We start from the raw sequence: 16370 nt of genomic DNA, 5'->3' as shown, positions 1-16370 counted from the left end.
CATGCCAAATTTTAAGGTCAAACCTGATGGCTCCCATGGCCGCGTCACCCATGTCACGCCGGAAAGCGCCGGCTGGACCTATGTCGGCTTCGATCTCCATCGCCTGAAGCCGGGCGAAACGGCCTCGGCGGAAACCGGCGATCGCGAAGTCTGTCTCGTCTGGGTCAGCGGCAAGGGAAGCGCCAAGGCGGGCGCGAAGGATTTCGGCGTGCTCGGCGGCCGCATGAGCCCCTTCGAGGGCGCCCCCCACGCGCTCTATATCCCGGCCGGTTCAAGCTGGTCGGTCACGGCCGAAACCGAACTGGAACTTGCCGTCTGCTCGGCTCCGGGCGGCGGCTCCTATGAGGCGCGCGCCATCCCGCCGGGTACGCACCCCGCGCTGACACGCGGCAAGGGCACCAACGTTCGCCATGTCAACAACATCATGCCGGAAGACGACGGCGCGGCGCATTCGCTGCTTGTCGTGGAAGTGATCACGCCAGGCGGCCATACCTCGTCCTATCCTCCCCACAAGCACGACCAGGACAACCTCCCGAACGAAAGCTTCCTCGAGGAGACCTATTACCACCGCCTCAACCCGCCGCAGGGGTTCGGTTTCCAGCGCGTCTATACCGACGACCGATCGCTGGACGAGGTGATGGTGCTGGAGGACGGCGACGTGACGCTGGTGCCGAAGGGATACCATCCCTGCGCCGCGTGCCATGGCTATGATCTCTACTATCTCAATGTCATGGCTGGTCCGAAGCGCATCTGGAAATTCTACAACGCGCCGGAACACGAATGGCTGCTCAAGGCCTAACGGGCCTTCAAAAGGAAAGGCCGCGCCTCGACAGCGCGGCCTTTCTGTTTCATGCCGGCAACAGGCCGTAGCGCCAGCCCCGGTTTCTGGCGTTGCGCGACAGCACGAGCCAGATGAGCAGGATCATTCCCGCCTCGGCAAAGACCGGTGTCATCCAGATCCCGCCTTCGCCGAAGAAGAGCGGCAAAAGAAATGTCAGCGGCAGCGTGAACAGATAGGGCCGCGACAAGCCGAAGATCGCGCCGCGTTTCGCATCGCCGACCGACTGGAAATAGGATGATAGAATGATCGCCTGGCCGAAGAGGAAATAGGCGCCGATCGTCCATGGCAGGATACGGCCGACTTCCGCGACGATCAGGGGATCCGCAACGAAGATCGCCCCCAGATGTCCCGCCAGCAGTTCGACGATCAGTTCCACCGCGGCGCAATAGATCAGAGCCGAGGCCATGGCGATCAGCACGCTGCGGCCGACGCGGGCCGGAAGTGCCGCACCATGATTGTGGCCCGATACGGTCTGCAGCGCGATGCTGAGGCCGAGAAGCGGCAGATAGGCGAAAGTCATCACCCTCGTCACGATCCCATAGGCGCCAACGGTCGAGACGTAGTCGCCCTCGTGCCAGATCGACAGGTTGAAGAGGATTGCCGCCGAGCTCAACGAGATACCGATGAAGCCGAGGCTCATCGGCGCGCCGAACGCGAAGATGCCGCGCCATTCGCCCAGGTGCAGCTTCATGTCGACCGCGAGCGCACCTGGACGACGCAGGCGATATACGAGAATGATCGCCAGGCAGATGAATTGCGCGAGAATCGAACCGCCGGCCGAGCCGACGACACCCCAATGAGCCACGGCCATCAGCAGCCAGTTGGCGAAGATATTGAGCAGGGTCGAGGCAAGCGTCACCAGCGTCATGAAGCCGAGCCTCCCCTCGCAACGCAGTGCATCGACATGCAGCGACAAAAAGAAGCTGATCGGCGCGAAGGCGACCATGACGCCCATGAAGGCTTCGGCATTGGCGGCAACCGTTGCATTTCCTTCCGCCGCCATGACGATGAGCTGTCGGCCCGCCGTCCAATAGACGATGTTGATGAGGATCACGACGGCGATCGCCAGCGCATGGGCGCCGGTGAACACACTCCTTGCCCCGACACGATCCCCGGCCCCGAGGCGGCGCGCGAGAATGCTCGCCATGCCGTTCGAGACCAGCGATTGCAGCGCAATGAGCAACATCAAGGCGGGAAAGATGAGACTGACCGCAGACAGCGCGGCGGCGCCGACATAGACGCCGAGGAAATAGGCGTCGACCACGGCAAAAAGGCCGCTGACTGTCGTGATGACGACGATCGGCGCGGCGGTTTTGGCAAAAACGCCGGGCAGCCAGCCGGTGAGGAACATGTTGGTTTCGGAATGACGTGTCATGTGAAGATCCAGGCGGAGCCGCTTGCGAAAGGCGAAGCTCGAGATTCGTTGAGGACGGGATAAATCAGATGTCGAGCACCAGATGCGGCACGCCGTTCGACGTCTTGCGCGGCGAGATACCATCGGCGTCGACCTGGGCGTTGATGCGCTGCCGGAAGGCCGAAAAGCTCTCGAAGGCGACCACGTCAACCGGCTCGTCGAAGTGAATGGTGATCTTGTAAAGCCCGCCGGACTTCGCTGATAGTGCAAGAACCTTGCCGGTGAAGGCTTGGTTCAGATAGCGGCCGCGAACGGCAGCGCCGACCGCGAAGGGCGCATCGGGCCTGTCATTCGGTTTGGCCGCGAGCGCTGAGAGCGTGTTCCAGTCTCGCAGGCCATGTTGCTTGGCGATGAGCTCCAGCGCGGCGCTATGGCTCATGTCATCGCCGCGCTCAGCCATGGCCTGACGCAAACGCCGGGCCTGCACCTTTAATTCATCTATGGACGGATAGGTCGTCGTCATAAGGTCAGCCTTTGCTAAGGCACGCATTTACGACCGTGGAACGGGGCTCGCATTGCCGTCAGTCAGCATGCCCTATGTGGCTGTGACCAAAACTGCGAGGACTTCACCTTGGATTTTCATCCGCGAGCGGCAGGCGCCTCGAACCGACAATCCGTATGATCGAAGCCAATGTTCCTGTCAAGCTGCATCCAAATCGGCACAAAAGGCGAACCCGTTAAAATTCTACCAATGCAATTGACGCTTCCGCAAAACCTCCGTGCAAGGTTCATGGTGTAACCGAGATGAATTCGGTCTGCTCTTCAACAGGGAATGACAATGCTTCGCGCAACGCATCTGGCGAAAGTCAAATCCGAAGTCTACGAACGGAGTTGGGAACGGTTCTTTGTCCAGAGGCCGGCGCGTCTCGTGGCGGTACGTCCCTGTCTCACCGGTATTTCCATGCGCAGCGCCGAGATCGTCGACATCTCGCGCGGCGGCGCCAGCTTCGTCGTCGCCACGACCGTCGGGCTGCCGAGCCATTACTACCTGAACATTCTCGGCCTCGCCTATCGCATCGCCTGCGCCGAAACGAGCCGCAACGGCAACCGCATCCATGTCCGCTTCATCAACCTGATCGAGCCGGAGACATTGCGCCGCGTCGTTCGCGCCGATTTCATGATCGGCAATACCGAAGCACTCGCCGCGCGCGGCAGGAGACGGTAGGCGCAGATCCCGCAGCTTTCCGCTCTTGCAACGGCACGCCAAGCGCCTATTCTGCCGCACCTTGCAACAGAATTCGGGAAAACAAGCCAGCATGTCCGCCTTTTCGCGCTTCACGCCGCTGATCAGCGCCCTTCCCTCCACCGTGCCTTTCGTCGGCCCCGAAGCGCTGGAGCGTCAGCGCGGGCTGACGGTCAAAGCCCGCATCGGCGCCAATGAAAACGGCTTCGGCCCCGCGCCCTCGGTCATCGCAGCCATGCGCGAGCAGGCCGGCGACATCTGGATGTACAATGATCCGGAAAATTTTGCGCTGAAGCAGGCGCTCGCCGCGCATCTCGGCGTCCAGTTCGCCAATATCGCCGTCGGCGAAGGCATCGACAGCCTGCTTGGGCTCATCGCGCGCATGGTCATCGAGCCGGGCACGCCTGTCGTCACCTCGCTCGGTGGCTACCCTACCTTCAATTTCCACGTCTCGGGCTTCGGCGGCCGCCTGGTGACCGTGCCTTATGTCGACGATCGCGAAGATCTGGATGGGCTGCTCGAAGCGGTCAGACGCGAGAATGCGCCTCTGGTCTATTTCGCCAATCCGGACAATCCGATGGGAAGCTGGTGGGATGCCGACAAGGTCGTCGCCTTCGCTCGCGCGCTGCCGGAAAACTGCCTGCTCATCCTCGATGAAGCTTACAGCGAGACGGGACCAGCGAGCTCATTGCCGGCGATCTCGACGTTGATCGATTTGCCGAACGTGCTGCGCACCCGCACATTCTCCAAGGCCTATGGTCTTGCCGGCGCCCGCGTCGGCTATGCCATCGGCATGCCCGAGACAGTGCTGACCTTCGACAAGATCCGCAATCATTTCGGCATGAACCGGCTGGCGACGGTGGCAGCGCTCGCCGCGCTGAAGGATCAGGCCTATCTCTCCGAGGTCGTCCGCAAGATCCAGGCGGCTCGTGAGCAGATCGGTGCGATCGCGCGGGACAACGGACTCCTGCCGCTTGCCTCCGCTACCAATTTCGTCGCCATCGACTGTGGCCGCGACGGTGTCTACGCCCGCGCCATCGTCGATGGGCTGATCCAGCACGGTGTTTTCATCCGCATGCCGGGTGTCGCGCCGCTCAACCGCTGCATCCGCATCAGTGTCGGACCCGCCCGAGATCTGGATCTGCTGGCCGAAGCGCTGCCTAAGGTGCTGAAGGCGATCGGTTGAATCTCAAACGACGAAACCGCGCCGGCCTTGTTCCGGCCGGTCGCGGTTTTCGATATTTCGGCGGTTCGCCTCTCCGTCGTCCGCCAACATCCCCTCTTTCGAGGTCAGTACGTCGTATTCTTTGTGGCGCGCTTCAGTGCGTGGTCATCCACTCGCGGGCGGCGCGGAGCGCTGCAGCGAGCTGCATCTTGGTCAAAGTCGCGGCGACGTCGGCACGAAGCTCGGCGGCCCGCGCGCTGCCACGGATGGCCGCGATATTCAACCATTTATGGGCGGCCACGAGATCTGCGGTGCAGCCCCTGCCGGTCGCGTAGTTCACGCCCAGCTCGCAAAGGGCATCGGCGCTGTTGCCACCCATCATGGCCATTTCAGACATCGGTGTTTCGAAGCGTGCCATCGGTTTTATCCCTGTTTTACTTCTGTTCGTACTTGCCCTGTTTTTCCGTTAAGACCTTGCCGTCGTTCGCGGCTTTCCGGTCCTTCCGGCCGGCGGGTTTGCCCCGCTCGTTTGATGACCTCACTATCGCAGACGGCCTTCAAAAAACGGCTAAAATGCATGCTTAATTCGGTGCAAACAAAGTGCAAATGCTTGGTAAACTTGGGATTTTGTTAAACATCGCTTGCCTTGCAAATTAAGGACTTTTGCGCGAATTTTACGTTTTGTTAGGATCTGGATTTAAACCCTTCGTTCACCACGAAATGAGCTGTAGTCATCGAAAACAGTATTTTTCGACAGGACGCTGGAGGCCGCATAACGGGAATTTGCGCTTGGAAACCATATTTACCTTTACGTTCGCGTTAGATAATCTTGGCGTATTTCCGGTCGCAGGGCCGGACGGCACCCTGGGGAGGAACAACAAAATGATCCGTGTAACCATTCTCGCCGCGGCGCTGCTCGTCAGCGCAAGCGCAGCCTTCGCTGACGAGCCGATCGTGGGCAACTGGAAGACCGTGGAAGGCGATACCGCCGCCATCACACCTTGCGCGGACAGCTATTGCGTGACGCTGAAAACAGGCAAATATGCCGGCCGGCAGATCGGCAAGATGCAGGGCAAGGACGGCAGCTATACGGGCGAACTCACCGACCCTTCCGAAGACAAGACCTATAGCGGCTCCGGCTCCGTCAGTGGCAATACCGTCAGGATGAAGGGCTGCGTCCTGAAAATCTTCTGCAAGTCGCAGACCTGGACGAGGCTCTAGAGCAATTCCAGGAAAAGTGCGAAGCGGTTTTCCGTCCGGAATTGCGCAAAAACAATAGCATGGAGCGGTGGGGCGATTCCGTGAAACGCGTAACCGCTCTAAGGAGCACACCGCGCGAAAAATGCGTGATTATGTGCGCCTGCCCGCGACCCTTCGGGCAGGCCTCATTAGGCGCGGCATGCAAATCGACAATCAAGTCCGGTAAGATTCATGAACGCTGGATGAACCGGTATCTCAGCACCTGTTCAGCCTGACCATGGCAAAACAGTGTCCAGTATAGGGCACGGGTAGGGTCAGGAACATGGACTCGTTTATCATGGCACGGCGTTTTGTCATCGTTATGCTGTTTGCAGCCGTCTTCGCATTCAGCTTCTCTGTTGCGGTCGAACACGCCGGCCGTAGCGGCGCGCAATCGCATTTCGGGGCAAGCTTCACCTGCCTGCAAACCGGCGCGCCTTATTGCACGACCGTGCAATAAGGAAACATCTCTCCATCCCGGATGGCTGGGCTGGAGGCACGATTGCAAGAAAATAGCTGCGAAAATCCAGAGCCGTCTCTTTCAACGTCGTTTGCTTGTTAACAACGACACTCTATAATGGCTCATGAGCAACAGAATCTCTCCTTTTTCACCCCTCGACATCTCCTCCCCCAGCCCGGTCCAGCCCCGGACGTTCGATGATTCGGCCAAGGCCGTCGACGCGCTGACGGAGCTTTACGATCGCAATACCGCCTTCCTGATCGCCAGTTTCACCGAGTTGGCCAAGGGTGCGCCGATCACGGCGCGCTACCGCGCCTTCTACCCGCAGGTCAGTATCGAAACGACGAGCTTCGGCCATGTCGACTCGCGTCTTTCCTATGGTCATGTCACCGCGCCGGGCGTCTACACGGCCACCATCACGCGTCCGCAACTGTTTCGCCATTATCTGAAAGAGCAGCTGACGCTCTTGATGCGCAGCCACAATGTACCGGTGGTCGTGTCCGAATCGTCGACGCCCATTCCGCTGCATTTCGCTTTTGGCGAAGGCGCGCATGTCGAGGCCTCCGCTGCGGCTTTCGAGGATATTCCGCTGCGCGACCTCTTCGATACGCCGGATCTGAACACGACGGACGACGAGATCGCCAACGGCGAATATATCCCGCCTCCGGGAGAGCCCTCGCCGCTCGCACCCTTTACCGCGCAACGTATCGACTATTCGCTGGCCCGCCTCTCGCATTATACCGCGACGAGCGCCGCGCATTTCCAGAATTTTGTGCTGTTCACGAACTATCAGTTTTATATCGACGAATTCTGCAAATGGGCGCGGGATCTGATGGCCAGCGGCGGAGACGGCTATACCGAGTTCGTCGAACCCGGCAATATCGTCACCAAGGCCGGCTCCAGCCGGCCCGAGGGTGATGTGACGTCGCCGCGCCTGCCGCAAATGCCGGCCTACCATCTGAAGAAGAAGGGGCATGCCGGCATCACCATGATCAATATCGGTGTCGGCCCGTCCAACGCCAAGACGATCACGGACCACGTCGCCGTGCTGCGCCCGCATGCATGGCTGATGCTCGGCCATTGCGCCGGCCTGCGCAACAGCCAGCGGCTCGGTGACTATGTGCTTGCACACGCCTACATGCGCGAAGACCATGTTCTGGACGACGATCTGCCAGTCTGGGTGCCGATCCCGGCGCTCGCCGAAGTGCAGGTGGCGCTGGAGGCGGCCGTCGCCGAAATCACCGGTTTCGAGGGCTTCGAGCTGAAGCGCATCATGCGCACCGGCACAGTCGGCACGATCGATAACCGCAATTGGGAACTGCGCGATCAGGCAGGCCCGGTCAAGCGCCTGTCGCAGGCCCGCGCCGTGGCGCTGGACATGGAATCGGCAACGATCGCCGCCAACGGCTTCCGATTCCGCGTTCCCTACGGCACGCTCCTCTGCGTCTCCGACAAGCCGCTGCATGGCGAACTGAAGCTGCCGGGCATGGCGACCGCCTTCTATCGCACCCAAGTGAACCAGCATCTGCAGATCGGCATCCGCGCCATTCAGAAACTGGCCGAAATGCCGCCGGAAAAGCTGCACTCGCGCAAGCTGCGCAGCTTCTTCGAAACGGCGTTTCAGTAAGCTGGCCAATAGGCTGGGGCTCTCGCCCTACCGCCCTTCTGCCGGTACCGAAACTATCTTGGCAGCGGCCGCAAGTTGCGGCCGTTCGTGGTTTGGCGCCGCACCCCAGCTCAGGCACAGGATCAGCAGGGCAAAGCCCGCGAACCCCATCCAGATGCAGAACACGACCCTTCCGACATCCGCCGCGTCAAGCAGCTCTTCTTCCGACATTGTCTTCTTTTGCCAGTAGTGCACGATTGCGGCTTCCAGACCGTACATCTCCGTCTCTCCTCGTGACGACGGAACTGGTCGACCGGGGTCGAGCTTTTTCGACAGGGCCGAAAATTTTTGTCATGCTGCGGATCGGGCTGTCGATTTGCGTACGGCCGGCTCGTCTATGGCTGTTATCAAATTGCGAGAGGAGCAGCTGCGATGAAATATCTCTGCCAGGTCTGGTTTGACGGTTCGATGCTCGACACCATGACCAAGGAGGAAAAGCACAGGCTCGATTCGGATTCGCTCGGCTACGACCGGGATCTGATGGCCAGCGGGCACATGATCCATGCCGAGGCGCTGCAGTCGCCAAGCTCGGCGGTTACAGTGCGGGTCCGCAACGGCGAGACCGCGGTGACGGACGGTCCCTTCATTGAGACCAAGGAATATCTAGGCGGCTTCATCCTGATCGATGCGAAGGATCTGAACGACGCAATCCGGGTTGCTGCCGGCATCCCGCTTGCAAAGCTCGGCAGCATCGAGGTGCGGCCTATCCATTCCTTCGGCCCGGATCTTTGAGGAGGCGGCGATGAAATTTCTTTGTCAGGTCTGGTTCGAGACAGCCGAGATCAGCAAGCTTTCCGAGGAGGAAGGGCGACAGCTGACGCAGGAGTCCATCGACAACGACAACCGGCTGCGCGCCAGCGGCCATATCCTCGTCGCCAATGCATTGCGGGAGCCGGAGACCGCCAGAACGGTTCGGGTGCGCCAGGGCGAGACCGCGATCACCGACGGTCCCTTCGCGGAGTTGAAAGAGCATCTCGGCGGCTTCGTGTTGATCGAGGCCAGGGACATGGAGGAAGCCATGCGCATTGCCGCCACCTTCCCCGTCGCCCGCTACGGCATGATCGAGGTCCGTGCGGCCTTCGACATCCGGTTTCCGGATGAATAGGCGCTAAGGGAGAGAGCGATGCGATTTCGATGCCTGATCTACACATACGTCGACGTCGACGGAAGGCTGACTCAAAGCGAGATGAACCATCTGATCGCCGAGCATTTCGTCTATGATGAGAGTCTGCGGCAGGACGGCCGCCTGATCGTTTCGGATGCGCTGGAACTCCGAGATAAATCGATCGTCATCCGGCCGCAGGGCGACACGTTTTCGGTGACGGATGGGCCATTCGTGGAGACGAAGGAACATCTGGCCGGTTTTTATCTCATCGATGCGCCCGATCTGGATAGCGCGACCGATATCGCCAAACACATTCCCTCGGCACGCTATGGTGCCATCGAGATTCGTCCGGTGCGTATCCTGACGCTTCGGGGAGACTTAGCGGAGAAACACTGACGCCGTGTCGCTGAACCAGACCATCGACAGCATCTATCGCAGCCATTCGCGCGGCGTGCTGGCAACGCTGATCCGCTTGCTCGGCGATTTCGATCGGGCCGAGGAGGCGCTCCACGAGGCGTTCGCAGCGGCCGCGCAGCAATGGACGGAGGAGACGATCCCGACCAATCCCTATGCCTGGCTTGTCTCCGCCGGTCGCTTTCGCGCCATCGATCACATAAGGCAGCGGGTGCGCTTCGATGCTGCCCAAGCCGATATCGCCGACAGCCTCTATCCGGATGGGGAGACGATGGAGATCGCTGAACGCAAAGAGATCGAGGACGACATGCTGCGGCTGGTCTTCACCTGTTGCCATCCCCTCATTCCGGCGGAAGCGCAGATGGCGATGTCGCTGCGCGAGGTGTGCGGCCTGACGACGGAGGAGATCGCCCACGCCTTCCTGATTCCGGCGCCAACCGTCGCCCAGCGCATCGTCCGCGCCAAGAACCGCATCCGCGCGGCCGGCATTCCTTATGAGGTGCCTGACAAGATGGAGCTGCCGGAGCGGCTGGCCCAGGTGCTGCACGTCATCTACCTCGTCTTCAACGAGGGCTATTCCGCATCCTCTGGCGCAACGATCGTTCGCGCCGATCTCGCAGCCGAGGCCATCCGGCTCGGCCGGCTGTTGCTGCAGCTTCTGCCAGATCCGGAGGTCTCGGGACTGCTGGCGATCATGCTGTTGCAGGATTCGCGACGGCTTGCCCGCGCGGACGCCGCCGGCGAGCTGGTTTTGCTCGCCGATCAGGACCGCTCGCTCTGGGATCACCGCAGGATTCGCGAGGGCCTGGCTCTCTCGGCCGAGGCCATGACCGCGGACGGCGTCGGCACCTACGCCCTGCAAGCCGCCATCGCCGCCGAACATGCGCGCGCCGCGACAGCAGACGACACGGATTGGCGGCGGATTGTCGCCCTCTATGACCTTTTGCTGCTGGCCAATCCCTCGCCGGTGATCGAACTCAATCGGGCGGTAGCCGTCTCGATGTGTGATGGGCCGGCAGCGGCGCTCGCCATCGTGAATAGCCTGCTCGGCGAGGAGCGTCTGGCGCGATATCACCTTGCCCACGCTGCCAAAGCTGATTTCCTGCGCCAACTCGAGCGCAACGAGGAAGCACGGCAATCCTACGAGATGGCGCTTTCGCTTTGCCAACAGGCGCCGGAGCAGGCATTTCTGCGCAAGCGGCTGGCCGAACTGGAAGACAAAACCCGGCATTAGCCGGATCAGGCACGCTTTCTGGAAACAAGCAGACCGATGGCGGTGCCCGTCAGTGCCGAAACGACGATCAGGAGATGGGCGTTGATGCTCGCCTGCGCCAGGTTCTCGATCGCAGCCTTCTCGCCCGAAGCGCCGAATGCCATGGCGCCGGCGGTGATGCCGGCCGGATAGGTGCCGACACCTCCCGGCGCGTGCACCGGCAGCACTGACGACAATTCGCCGCCGAGCGCGCCGCCGAAACTTGCCGACAACGGCGTGACATTCATCAGGCCGAGCGCCCAGGCAAGTACCGCGACCTTGACCAGCCAATTGACCACCGTCGTCAGCCAGGCGCGCGCAAAGGCCTGGGCATCGACAGGCAGGCCGCGCTCCAGCTCATGTACCAGCCCTTGCGCCTTCTTCGGCAGAATGCAGGCGGCAAGGCGGATCAGCGGCCGGCGCGAAACGAAAGCTGCGACCGGCAAGAACAGGAAAGCCAGCCATACGATCCAGGCCAAAACGCGGTAAGGCGAAGCAAGCGCAAGACCGACGCCGGCCGCCGCGAGCAGCGCATGCAGGTCGAGCAGCCGCATGACGAACAGCGCCGATGTGCCGCGCGCCAGCGGTATGCCGAATTCGGAGCGCATCAGCACCGGGAAACTGGTCTCCCCAGTGCGGAACGGCATCATGATATTAAGCAGATTATGCACCTGCGTCACACGGAAGAGCGCTGCGAAATGGCCAGCCGTTTCCTTCGGGAAATAATCATAGATGCGCCAGGTGCGCAGAAAGTAGGTGCCGGTCAAAAGCGCTAGGGCGAGCAGGATCGGCAGAAGGCCGACCTTGCCCCACTGCGCCAAGATAGAACTCCACCCCCAGAACCATTCGATGAAGGCGGCATAAGCGACGACCACCGCGAGAGTGAGCAGCGTCATTCGGTTGCGAATAAACCAATTCTGTCGGCTGGCAACCGTCGGAGTCTTCATGTAGTTAGGGCACCCAATGCGAGCGGTGGCTGAGGCCGGACATATCGCTCGTTCCGTCCGGCAGGTTCTGCCGGTCTTTTAGGAGAAAGAAGAGTTGCAGACAACGGCAGAGTCGACCCTCCCCCAGGCCGATACGGCAGGCCCTCTTGAGCTTTCGCTGGTTGTGCCCGTCTTCAACGAGGAAGAAAGCGTCGGACCGCTCGTCGAGCGCATCTGCTCCGCCATGGCTGGCTTTGCAAGACCCTGGGAACTGATCCTGGTCGATGACGGCAGCACGGACGCAACGCTTGCCAATGCGCGCCGGTCGCTGCCGCGCGACGGGCTGACGCTGCGCATCGTCGAGCTTCAGCGCAATTTCGGCCAGACGGCAGCCATGCAGGCGGGCATCGACGCCGCCAGCGGCCGGCTGATCGCCACCATGGATGGCGACCTGCAGAACGACCCGAAGGACATCCCTTCGATGGTCGAAGAGTTGGAACGGCGACAGCTCGACCTGCTCGTCGGCTGGCGCAAGAACCGCCAGGATGGGCTCCTGCTTCGCAAGATCCCTTCCTGGTGTGCCAATTACCTGATCGGCCGCATCACCGGCGTCAAGCTGCACGACTATGGCTGCAGCCTGAAGATCTATCGCGCCTCGATCATCAAGCAGGTGAAGCTGATGGGCGAGATGCACCGCTTCATCCCCGCCTGGGTCGCCGGCGTGGTGCCGAGCTCGCGTATCGGCGAAGTCCCCGTCACCCATCATGCGCGCCAGCACGGCACCTCCAAATACGGGATTTCGCGCACCTTCCGCGTCATTCTCGATCTGCTGTCGGTGATGTTCTTCATGCGCTACAAGGCGCGGCCGGGCCACTTCTTCGGCTCACTCGGCCTCGGCCTCGGCGCGCTTGCCAGCCTGATCCTGCTCTGGCTCTTCATCGACAAGTTCATTTTCGGCAGCGACATCGGCAACCGGCCGCTGCTGCTGGTCGGCGTCGTGCTGCTGCTGTCATCGATCCAGATGATCACGACAGGCATCCTCGCGGAGATGATCGCGCGCATCTACTATCGCGACGATCTTTCGCCGAACTATATCGTGCGCAAGATCTTCGATCGGGATCACCAGGATGCATAGGTTTCTGGTCCGCCGACCGGATGCCATCATCCCGCTTCTCGCTGGCTACTTCATCATCGAGTTCCTGGTGCGCCTCGCCATCCCGCATGGCATGCGCTTCGACGAGTCGCAGCAGGCCCTGTTCTCGCAATGGCTGACGCTTGGCTACGATTCCCAGCCGCCGCTATACAATTGGGTGCAGGCAGTCGTCGTTTCGGTCTTCGGCCTGTCGCTGACTGCAATCTCCGCCGTCAAGAACATCTTCCTCTTCCTCGTCTATCTCAGCTATTACAGGCTGGCCAGGGAAGTGCTGACCGACAAGGTCTTCGCGGCGATCGCAACGTTGTCGCTGCTCACCATCCCGCAATTCTTCTGGGAGGCACAGCGCGACCTGACGCACACGGTCGCGCAGCTTGTCACCATCAACCTGTTTCTTTGCGGCGCCATCCGCACGCTGAAGGCGCCAAGCCTTGGTTCCTATGCATTCACCGGCTTGGCGCTCGGCCTCGGCATGCTGTCGAAATACAATTTCGCGCTGCTCGCCGCCGGCGCCCTGGTCGCCGTGCTGATGCACCCGCAGGGCCGTGCCCGCGTCTTCGACAAGCGCTTCCTGCTGACCATCCTCATTTCCCTGGTGATCTTCCTGCCGCACGGGATCTGGCTGATCCACAATTTCGACCTCGCCTCCGGCCGCACGCTCGGCATCATGGCGGAGGAGGCGCCGGAGGGCGCTTTCGCCAAGTTCGTGAAAGGGCCGTTGAAATTCTTAAAGCTGATCGTCATCATCGGCGCACCGACGCTCATCGTCTATGCGCTGGTGTTCGGCAAGAGCTTGCTGAAGAACTTCGGCCGGTCGAACGAGTGGACCCGCTTCTTCGAAATCCTTTTTGCCGTCATCGCCATAATCGTGCTGATCCTGATCGTCACCATCGGCATGACGGATCTGCGCGACCGTTGGCTGCTGCCCTTCCTCTTCCTGCTGCCGATCTATCTATGCCTGAAGATGGAAGTCGCCGGAATCACGGCCGCGGATTTCGGCAAGCGCTTCTTCTATGTCCCGCTCGTCATGATGGTCGTTATCCCGGCGCTGCTTTTGACCCGCACCATCTTCCCGATGCTGTTTGGCGCCTACGACCACTACAACACCCCCTATCCCGCCTTCGTGCGGCAGATCCTTGCGAGCGAAGGCAAGCGGCCGGGCTTGATGCTGACGAACGGATGGCTGCCCGCCGGCAACCTGCACCTGCAGCTTCCCGACGTGCCGGCCATGTCGCTCTTCTTTCCAAATCTGAAAGCCGATTATCAGTGGAGCGCAAACAAGCCGATCCTGATCGTGTGGCGCCCGGGCAAGGACAATGGTGTCATGCCGCGGGAGTTGTCGAACTGGCTGCGCGACACTCTCGGTTCGCAATATGCGACGCCGGACATCAAGCTCACGGATGTGCAATATATTCATGGCAAACCGGGTGACATGGCGTCTTTCGCCTATGCGTGGGTCTATCCGAAATAGAGGCTCGATCCGTACATGGACTCGAAGGACGACGTCACACACCTACTGACCGACACCGCCGATCTTCCGCCCTGGGAGATAAAGAGCTCCACTTATCTGGTTCACGACCGGTGGCTGAAGGTCCGGGCCGATAGCTGCGTCACAGCGGAAGGCGTGGAAATCGCGCCTTATTATGTGCTGGAATATCCCGAGTGGGTCGAGATTATTGCGTTGGATGCCGAGGATCATATCTATCTCGTCCAACAGTATCGTCATGGGCTGGGTGTCGTGGCCCTCGAACTGCCCGGCGGAGCCATAGACGCGAGCGATGCAAGCCCGGTCGAGGCGGCAGCGCGCGAGCTGCGAGAGGAAACCGGTCTCTCCTCCACCGACTGGGACTATGTGGGCAAGCTTGCGCCCAATCCGGCCACTCACACCAATCTGGCGCACATCGTTATCGCCCGGAATGTCGAGTTTAGCGCCAGACCGGCGGACGACCCGACCGAACGCATTCGCCTGATCCGCATGCCGATCCGGCAGGCGATCGAGCTGGCGCTGGATGGCAAGATGATCCAGGTCATCCATGTCGCGGCGCTGACGCTTGCCCTTCACAAGGCGGGCAAGTGGGATGCGCCGACGCCGACGGACAAGCGCTGATTACGACTTCGCCTCCGCCCAGACGGCATCGAGCGCCAGCCGCGTGATGCGAACCATGGCATCCACTTCCTCATGGCTGATGACGAGCGGCGGCGACGCCAGCATGCGATCGGCCGTCGCGCGCAGCACGAGACCGTTGGCGAGCGCGTGGTTGCGGACGGCCGAGCCTATCGCATCGGGCTTCTCGAACCGGCGGCGGGTGGATTTATCGGCGGCAAGCTGCAATGCGCCCATGAGGCCGATGCTGACGGCCTCGCCGACCATGTCATGATCCGCAAGGCTGCCCCAGGCCTCGGCAAAATAGGGACCGATATCGTCGCGAACGCGCTCGACGAGCCGTTCATCCTCGAGAATTCTCAGATTCTCCAGTGCGGCGGCCGCACATACCGGGTGGCCGGAATAGGTGAAGCCGTGATTGAACTCGCCGACCTCGTTGATCAGCACGTCGGCGATGCGATCGCTGACGAGTACGCCACCGATCGGTAGATAGCCCGACGATAGTCCCTTGGCGATCGGGGCGAGATCGGGCTCGACGCCGAAATGCTGATAGCCGAACCATGAGCCAAGGCGACCGAAGCCGCAGATTACTTCGTCGCAGACCAAGAGGATGTTCCGGGCCTTGCAGATGCGCGCGATTTCCGGCCAATAGGTCGAAGGTGGAATGATGACACCGCCCGCGCCCTGTACCGGCTCGGCGATGAAGGCCCCGACATTGTCCTCGCCCAACTCATCGATCTTCTCCTCCAGCTCTCGGGCGACGTTGAGGCCGAACTCCTCCGGCGAGAACTCGCCGCCATCGGCGTACCAATAGGGCTGCCCGATGTGGACGACGCCTGGGATCGGCAGGTCGCCCTGCTCGTGCATGTATTTCATTCCGCCCATGCTGGCGCCGGCAACAGTCGACCCGTGATAGCCGTTCCTGCGGGCAATGACGGTCTTCTTGCCGGGCTTGCCGACCGCGCTCCAGTAGACCCGCGCCATGCGGAACCAGGTATCATTGGCCTCCGAGCCGGAATTGGTGAAGAAGACGTGATTGAAATGCGGCCCGGCATGGGCGCAGACTTTTTCAGACAGCAGCGTCGCCGGCGTTGTCGTCGTGCCGAAGAAGGTATTGTAGTAGGGCAGTTCGTTCATCTGCCGGATCGCGGCATCGGCAATCTCCGTGCGGCCGTAGCCGATATTCACGCACCAGAGGCCGGCAAAGCCATCCAGATATTTCCGCCCTTCACTGTCGAAGATATAGACGCCCTCGCCGCGCTGGATGATCCGCGCGCCGTCGGCGTTCAACTTCTTCATATCGGCGAAGGGATGGAGATGATGGGCGGCATCGAGAGCGGCAAGATTGGAGCGGCTTGGCATGTCGGGCATGATTGAAACTCACCTCATTGCAATTGGTTTCTGCCAGGCGAGTCCGCCGACGCCGCAATTGTGTGCATGGCCCCTCA

General features: G+C 61.1%; 19 protein-coding genes. 13 read left to right on the top strand and 6 right to left on the bottom strand.

The genetic code is table 11. The features are described 5' to 3' along the window. Position 1 precedes the first annotated feature (1 nt). On the top strand, positions 2 to 799 hold the full coding sequence (gene iolB, locus FHT28_RS03845; RefSeq protein WP_168595628.1) for a 5-deoxy-glucuronate isomerase: 798 nt from the start codon (positions 2 to 4) through the stop codon (positions 797 to 799). 49 nt (positions 800 to 848) lie between these two features. On the opposite strand, the gene FHT28_RS03840 is transcribed toward iolB, so the two are convergent. Both FHT28_RS03840 and FHT28_RS03835 read right to left on the bottom strand, forming a co-directional pair. Next, positions 849 to 2216, bottom strand: coding sequence for an MATE family efflux transporter (locus tag FHT28_RS03840; protein ID WP_168595627.1), 1368 nt, complete (start codon positions 2214 to 2216; stop codon positions 849 to 851). A 64-nt stretch (positions 2217 to 2280) separates the two neighbouring features. Next, positions 2281 to 2718, bottom strand: coding sequence for a glyoxalase superfamily protein (locus tag FHT28_RS03835; RefSeq protein WP_047562220.1), 438 nt, complete (start codon positions 2716 to 2718; stop codon positions 2281 to 2283). A gap of 309 nt (positions 2719 to 3027) precedes the next feature. Here FHT28_RS03835 and FHT28_RS03830 point away from each other — a divergent pair, with 309 nt between their 5' ends. Together FHT28_RS03830 and FHT28_RS03825 are read left to right on the top strand one after the other, a co-directional pair. Then, entirely contained in the window at positions 3028 to 3420 is a 393-nt protein-coding gene (locus tag FHT28_RS03830; RefSeq protein WP_037193823.1) for a PilZ domain-containing protein, read from the top strand. A gap of 91 nt (positions 3421 to 3511) precedes the next feature. Continuing rightward, positions 3512 to 4624 carry a pyridoxal phosphate-dependent aminotransferase gene (locus tag FHT28_RS03825; protein WP_168595626.1) on the top strand — a complete coding sequence of 371 codons (1113 nt, stop codon included), beginning with the start codon at positions 3512 to 3514 and terminating at the stop codon, positions 4622 to 4624. 133 nt (positions 4625 to 4757) lie between these two features. Here FHT28_RS03825 and FHT28_RS03820 read toward each other — a convergent pair whose 3' ends face one another. Then, the gene (locus tag FHT28_RS03820) at positions 4758 to 5021 is read right to left on the bottom strand and encodes a sel1 repeat family protein (RefSeq protein ID WP_034507870.1); all 264 of its coding nucleotides are present in this window, start codon (positions 5019 to 5021) and stop codon (positions 4758 to 4760) included. A gap of 464 nt (positions 5022 to 5485) precedes the next feature. On the opposite strand from FHT28_RS03820, the gene FHT28_RS03815 reads away from it, so the two are divergent. The 3 genes from FHT28_RS03815 (at position 5486) to FHT28_RS03805 (ending at position 7929) form a co-directional block, all read left to right on the top strand. Beyond that, complete coding sequence (locus tag FHT28_RS03815; RefSeq protein ID WP_047640150.1) at positions 5486 to 5824, top strand: DUF2147 domain-containing protein; 339 nt, start codon at positions 5486 to 5488, stop codon at positions 5822 to 5824. A 316-nt stretch (positions 5825 to 6140) separates the two neighbouring features. After that, positions 6141 to 6302, top strand: coding sequence for a hypothetical protein (locus FHT28_RS03810; protein ID WP_162693676.1), 162 nt, complete (start codon positions 6141 to 6143; stop codon positions 6300 to 6302). Positions 6303 to 6426: 124 nt separating this feature from the next. Further along, positions 6427 to 7929: an AMP nucleosidase gene (locus tag FHT28_RS03805; protein ID WP_037193816.1), complete on the top strand. Its 1503-nt coding sequence runs from the start codon at positions 6427 to 6429 to the stop codon at positions 7927 to 7929. Between the two features lie 27 nt (positions 7930 to 7956). On the opposite strand, the gene FHT28_RS03800 is transcribed toward FHT28_RS03805, so the two are convergent. After that, positions 7957 to 8187, bottom strand: coding sequence for a hypothetical protein (locus FHT28_RS03800; RefSeq protein ID WP_168595625.1), 231 nt, complete (start codon positions 8185 to 8187; stop codon positions 7957 to 7959). Positions 8188 to 8340: 153 nt separating this feature from the next. Here FHT28_RS03800 and FHT28_RS03795 point away from each other — a divergent pair, with 153 nt between their 5' ends. From FHT28_RS03795 to FHT28_RS03780, 4 genes are read left to right on the top strand one after another with little or no spacing between them, the layout of a single operon-like run. Continuing rightward, positions 8341 to 8700: a YciI family protein gene (locus FHT28_RS03795; RefSeq protein ID WP_047562149.1), complete on the top strand. Its 360-nt coding sequence runs from the start codon at positions 8341 to 8343 to the stop codon at positions 8698 to 8700. Between the two features lie 10 nt (positions 8701 to 8710). After that, the gene (locus FHT28_RS03790; protein WP_168595624.1) at positions 8711 to 9073 is read left to right on the top strand and encodes a YciI family protein; all 363 of its coding nucleotides are present in this window, start codon (positions 8711 to 8713) and stop codon (positions 9071 to 9073) included. An 18-nt stretch (positions 9074 to 9091) separates the two neighbouring features. Then, positions 9092 to 9469, top strand: coding sequence for a YciI family protein (locus FHT28_RS03785; RefSeq protein ID WP_168595623.1), 378 nt, complete (start codon positions 9092 to 9094; stop codon positions 9467 to 9469). Positions 9470 to 9479: 10 nt separating this feature from the next. Then, complete coding sequence (locus FHT28_RS03780) at positions 9480 to 10721, top strand: RNA polymerase sigma factor (RefSeq protein ID WP_168595852.1); 1242 nt, start codon at positions 9480 to 9482, stop codon at positions 10719 to 10721. 5 nt (positions 10722 to 10726) lie between these two features. Here FHT28_RS03780 and FHT28_RS03775 read toward each other — a convergent pair whose 3' ends face one another. Further along, positions 10727 to 11686, bottom strand: a complete 960-nt coding sequence (locus tag FHT28_RS03775; RefSeq protein WP_168595622.1) for a lysylphosphatidylglycerol synthase domain-containing protein — start codon at positions 11684 to 11686, stop codon at positions 10727 to 10729. 94 nt (positions 11687 to 11780) lie between these two features. Here FHT28_RS03775 and FHT28_RS03770 point away from each other — a divergent pair, with 94 nt between their 5' ends. Genes FHT28_RS03770 through FHT28_RS03760 form a run of 3 tightly spaced genes read left to right on the top strand, consistent with a single transcriptional unit; the run spans position 11781 to position 14925 of the window. Beyond that, the gene (locus FHT28_RS03770; protein WP_037193803.1) at positions 11781 to 12800 is read left to right on the top strand and encodes a glycosyltransferase family 2 protein; all 1020 of its coding nucleotides are present in this window, start codon (positions 11781 to 11783) and stop codon (positions 12798 to 12800) included. Beyond that, positions 12793 to 14289 carry a glycosyltransferase family 39 protein gene (locus FHT28_RS03765; protein ID WP_092572847.1) on the top strand — a complete coding sequence of 499 codons (1497 nt, stop codon included), beginning with the start codon at positions 12793 to 12795 and terminating at the stop codon, positions 14287 to 14289. The genes FHT28_RS03770 and FHT28_RS03765 overlap by 8 nt, the downstream gene beginning before the upstream one ends. 15 nt (positions 14290 to 14304) lie before the next feature. After that, positions 14305 to 14925: an NUDIX hydrolase gene (locus tag FHT28_RS03760; protein ID WP_168595621.1), complete on the top strand. Its 621-nt coding sequence runs from the start codon at positions 14305 to 14307 to the stop codon at positions 14923 to 14925. Here the strand turns inward: FHT28_RS03760 and FHT28_RS03755 are convergent, their stop codons facing one another. Further along, positions 14926 to 16293, bottom strand: a complete 1368-nt coding sequence (locus FHT28_RS03755) for an aspartate aminotransferase family protein (protein ID WP_168595620.1) — start codon at positions 16291 to 16293, stop codon at positions 14926 to 14928. Between the last annotated feature and the right edge of the window lie 77 nt (positions 16294 to 16370).

It is taken from the genome of Rhizobium sp. SG570, assembly GCF_012275345.1.
Taxonomy (GTDB): Bacteria; Pseudomonadota; Alphaproteobacteria; order Rhizobiales; family Rhizobiaceae; genus Rhizobium; species Rhizobium lusitanum.
Note: the sequence above shows the minus strand (reverse complement) of the source record. Positions and strands in the feature narration are given on the sequence as shown.

What these genes read in the sequence shown, in the direction of transcription:
- FHT28_RS03815 (WP_047640150.1), top strand. Translation starts at nt 5,486, where the DNA reads ATGATCCGTGTAACCATTCTCGCCGCGGCGCTGCTCGTCAGCGCAAGC.
- FHT28_RS03805 (WP_037193816.1), top strand. Translation starts at nt 6,427, where the DNA reads ATGAGCAACAGAATCTCTCCTTTTTCACCCCTCGACATCTCCTCCCCC.
- FHT28_RS03755 (WP_168595620.1), bottom strand. Translation starts at nt 16,293, where the DNA reads ATGCCCGACATGCCAAGCCGCTCCAATCTTGCCGCTCTCGATGCCGCC.
- FHT28_RS03760 (WP_168595621.1), top strand. Translation starts at nt 14,305, where the DNA reads ATGGACTCGAAGGACGACGTCACACACCTACTGACCGACACCGCCGAT.
- FHT28_RS03790 (WP_168595624.1), top strand. Translation starts at nt 8,711, where the DNA reads ATGAAATTTCTTTGTCAGGTCTGGTTCGAGACAGCCGAGATCAGCAAG.
- FHT28_RS03810 (WP_162693676.1), top strand. Translation starts at nt 6,141, where the DNA reads ATGGCACGGCGTTTTGTCATCGTTATGCTGTTTGCAGCCGTCTTCGCA.
- FHT28_RS03825 (WP_168595626.1), top strand. Translation starts at nt 3,512, where the DNA reads ATGTCCGCCTTTTCGCGCTTCACGCCGCTGATCAGCGCCCTTCCCTCC.
- FHT28_RS03820 (WP_034507870.1), bottom strand. Translation starts at nt 5,021, where the DNA reads ATGGCACGCTTCGAAACACCGATGTCTGAAATGGCCATGATGGGTGGC.
- FHT28_RS03830 (WP_037193823.1), top strand. Translation starts at nt 3,028, where the DNA reads ATGACAATGCTTCGCGCAACGCATCTGGCGAAAGTCAAATCCGAAGTC.
- FHT28_RS03800 (WP_168595625.1), bottom strand. Translation starts at nt 8,187, where the DNA reads ATGTACGGTCTGGAAGCCGCAATCGTGCACTACTGGCAAAAGAAGACA.
- FHT28_RS03840 (WP_168595627.1), bottom strand. Translation starts at nt 2,216, where the DNA reads ATGACACGTCATTCCGAAACCAACATGTTCCTCACCGGCTGGCTGCCC.
- FHT28_RS03775 (WP_168595622.1), bottom strand. Translation starts at nt 11,686, where the DNA reads ATGAAGACTCCGACGGTTGCCAGCCGACAGAATTGGTTTATTCGCAAC.
- iolB (WP_168595628.1), top strand. Translation starts at nt 2, where the DNA reads ATGCCAAATTTTAAGGTCAAACCTGATGGCTCCCATGGCCGCGTCACC.
- FHT28_RS03795 (WP_047562149.1), top strand. Translation starts at nt 8,341, where the DNA reads ATGAAATATCTCTGCCAGGTCTGGTTTGACGGTTCGATGCTCGACACC.
- FHT28_RS03835 (WP_047562220.1), bottom strand. Translation starts at nt 2,718, where the DNA reads ATGACGACGACCTATCCGTCCATAGATGAATTAAAGGTGCAGGCCCGG.
- FHT28_RS03765 (WP_092572847.1), top strand. Translation starts at nt 12,793, where the DNA reads ATGCATAGGTTTCTGGTCCGCCGACCGGATGCCATCATCCCGCTTCTC.
- FHT28_RS03785 (WP_168595623.1), top strand. Translation starts at nt 9,092, where the DNA reads ATGCGATTTCGATGCCTGATCTACACATACGTCGACGTCGACGGAAGG.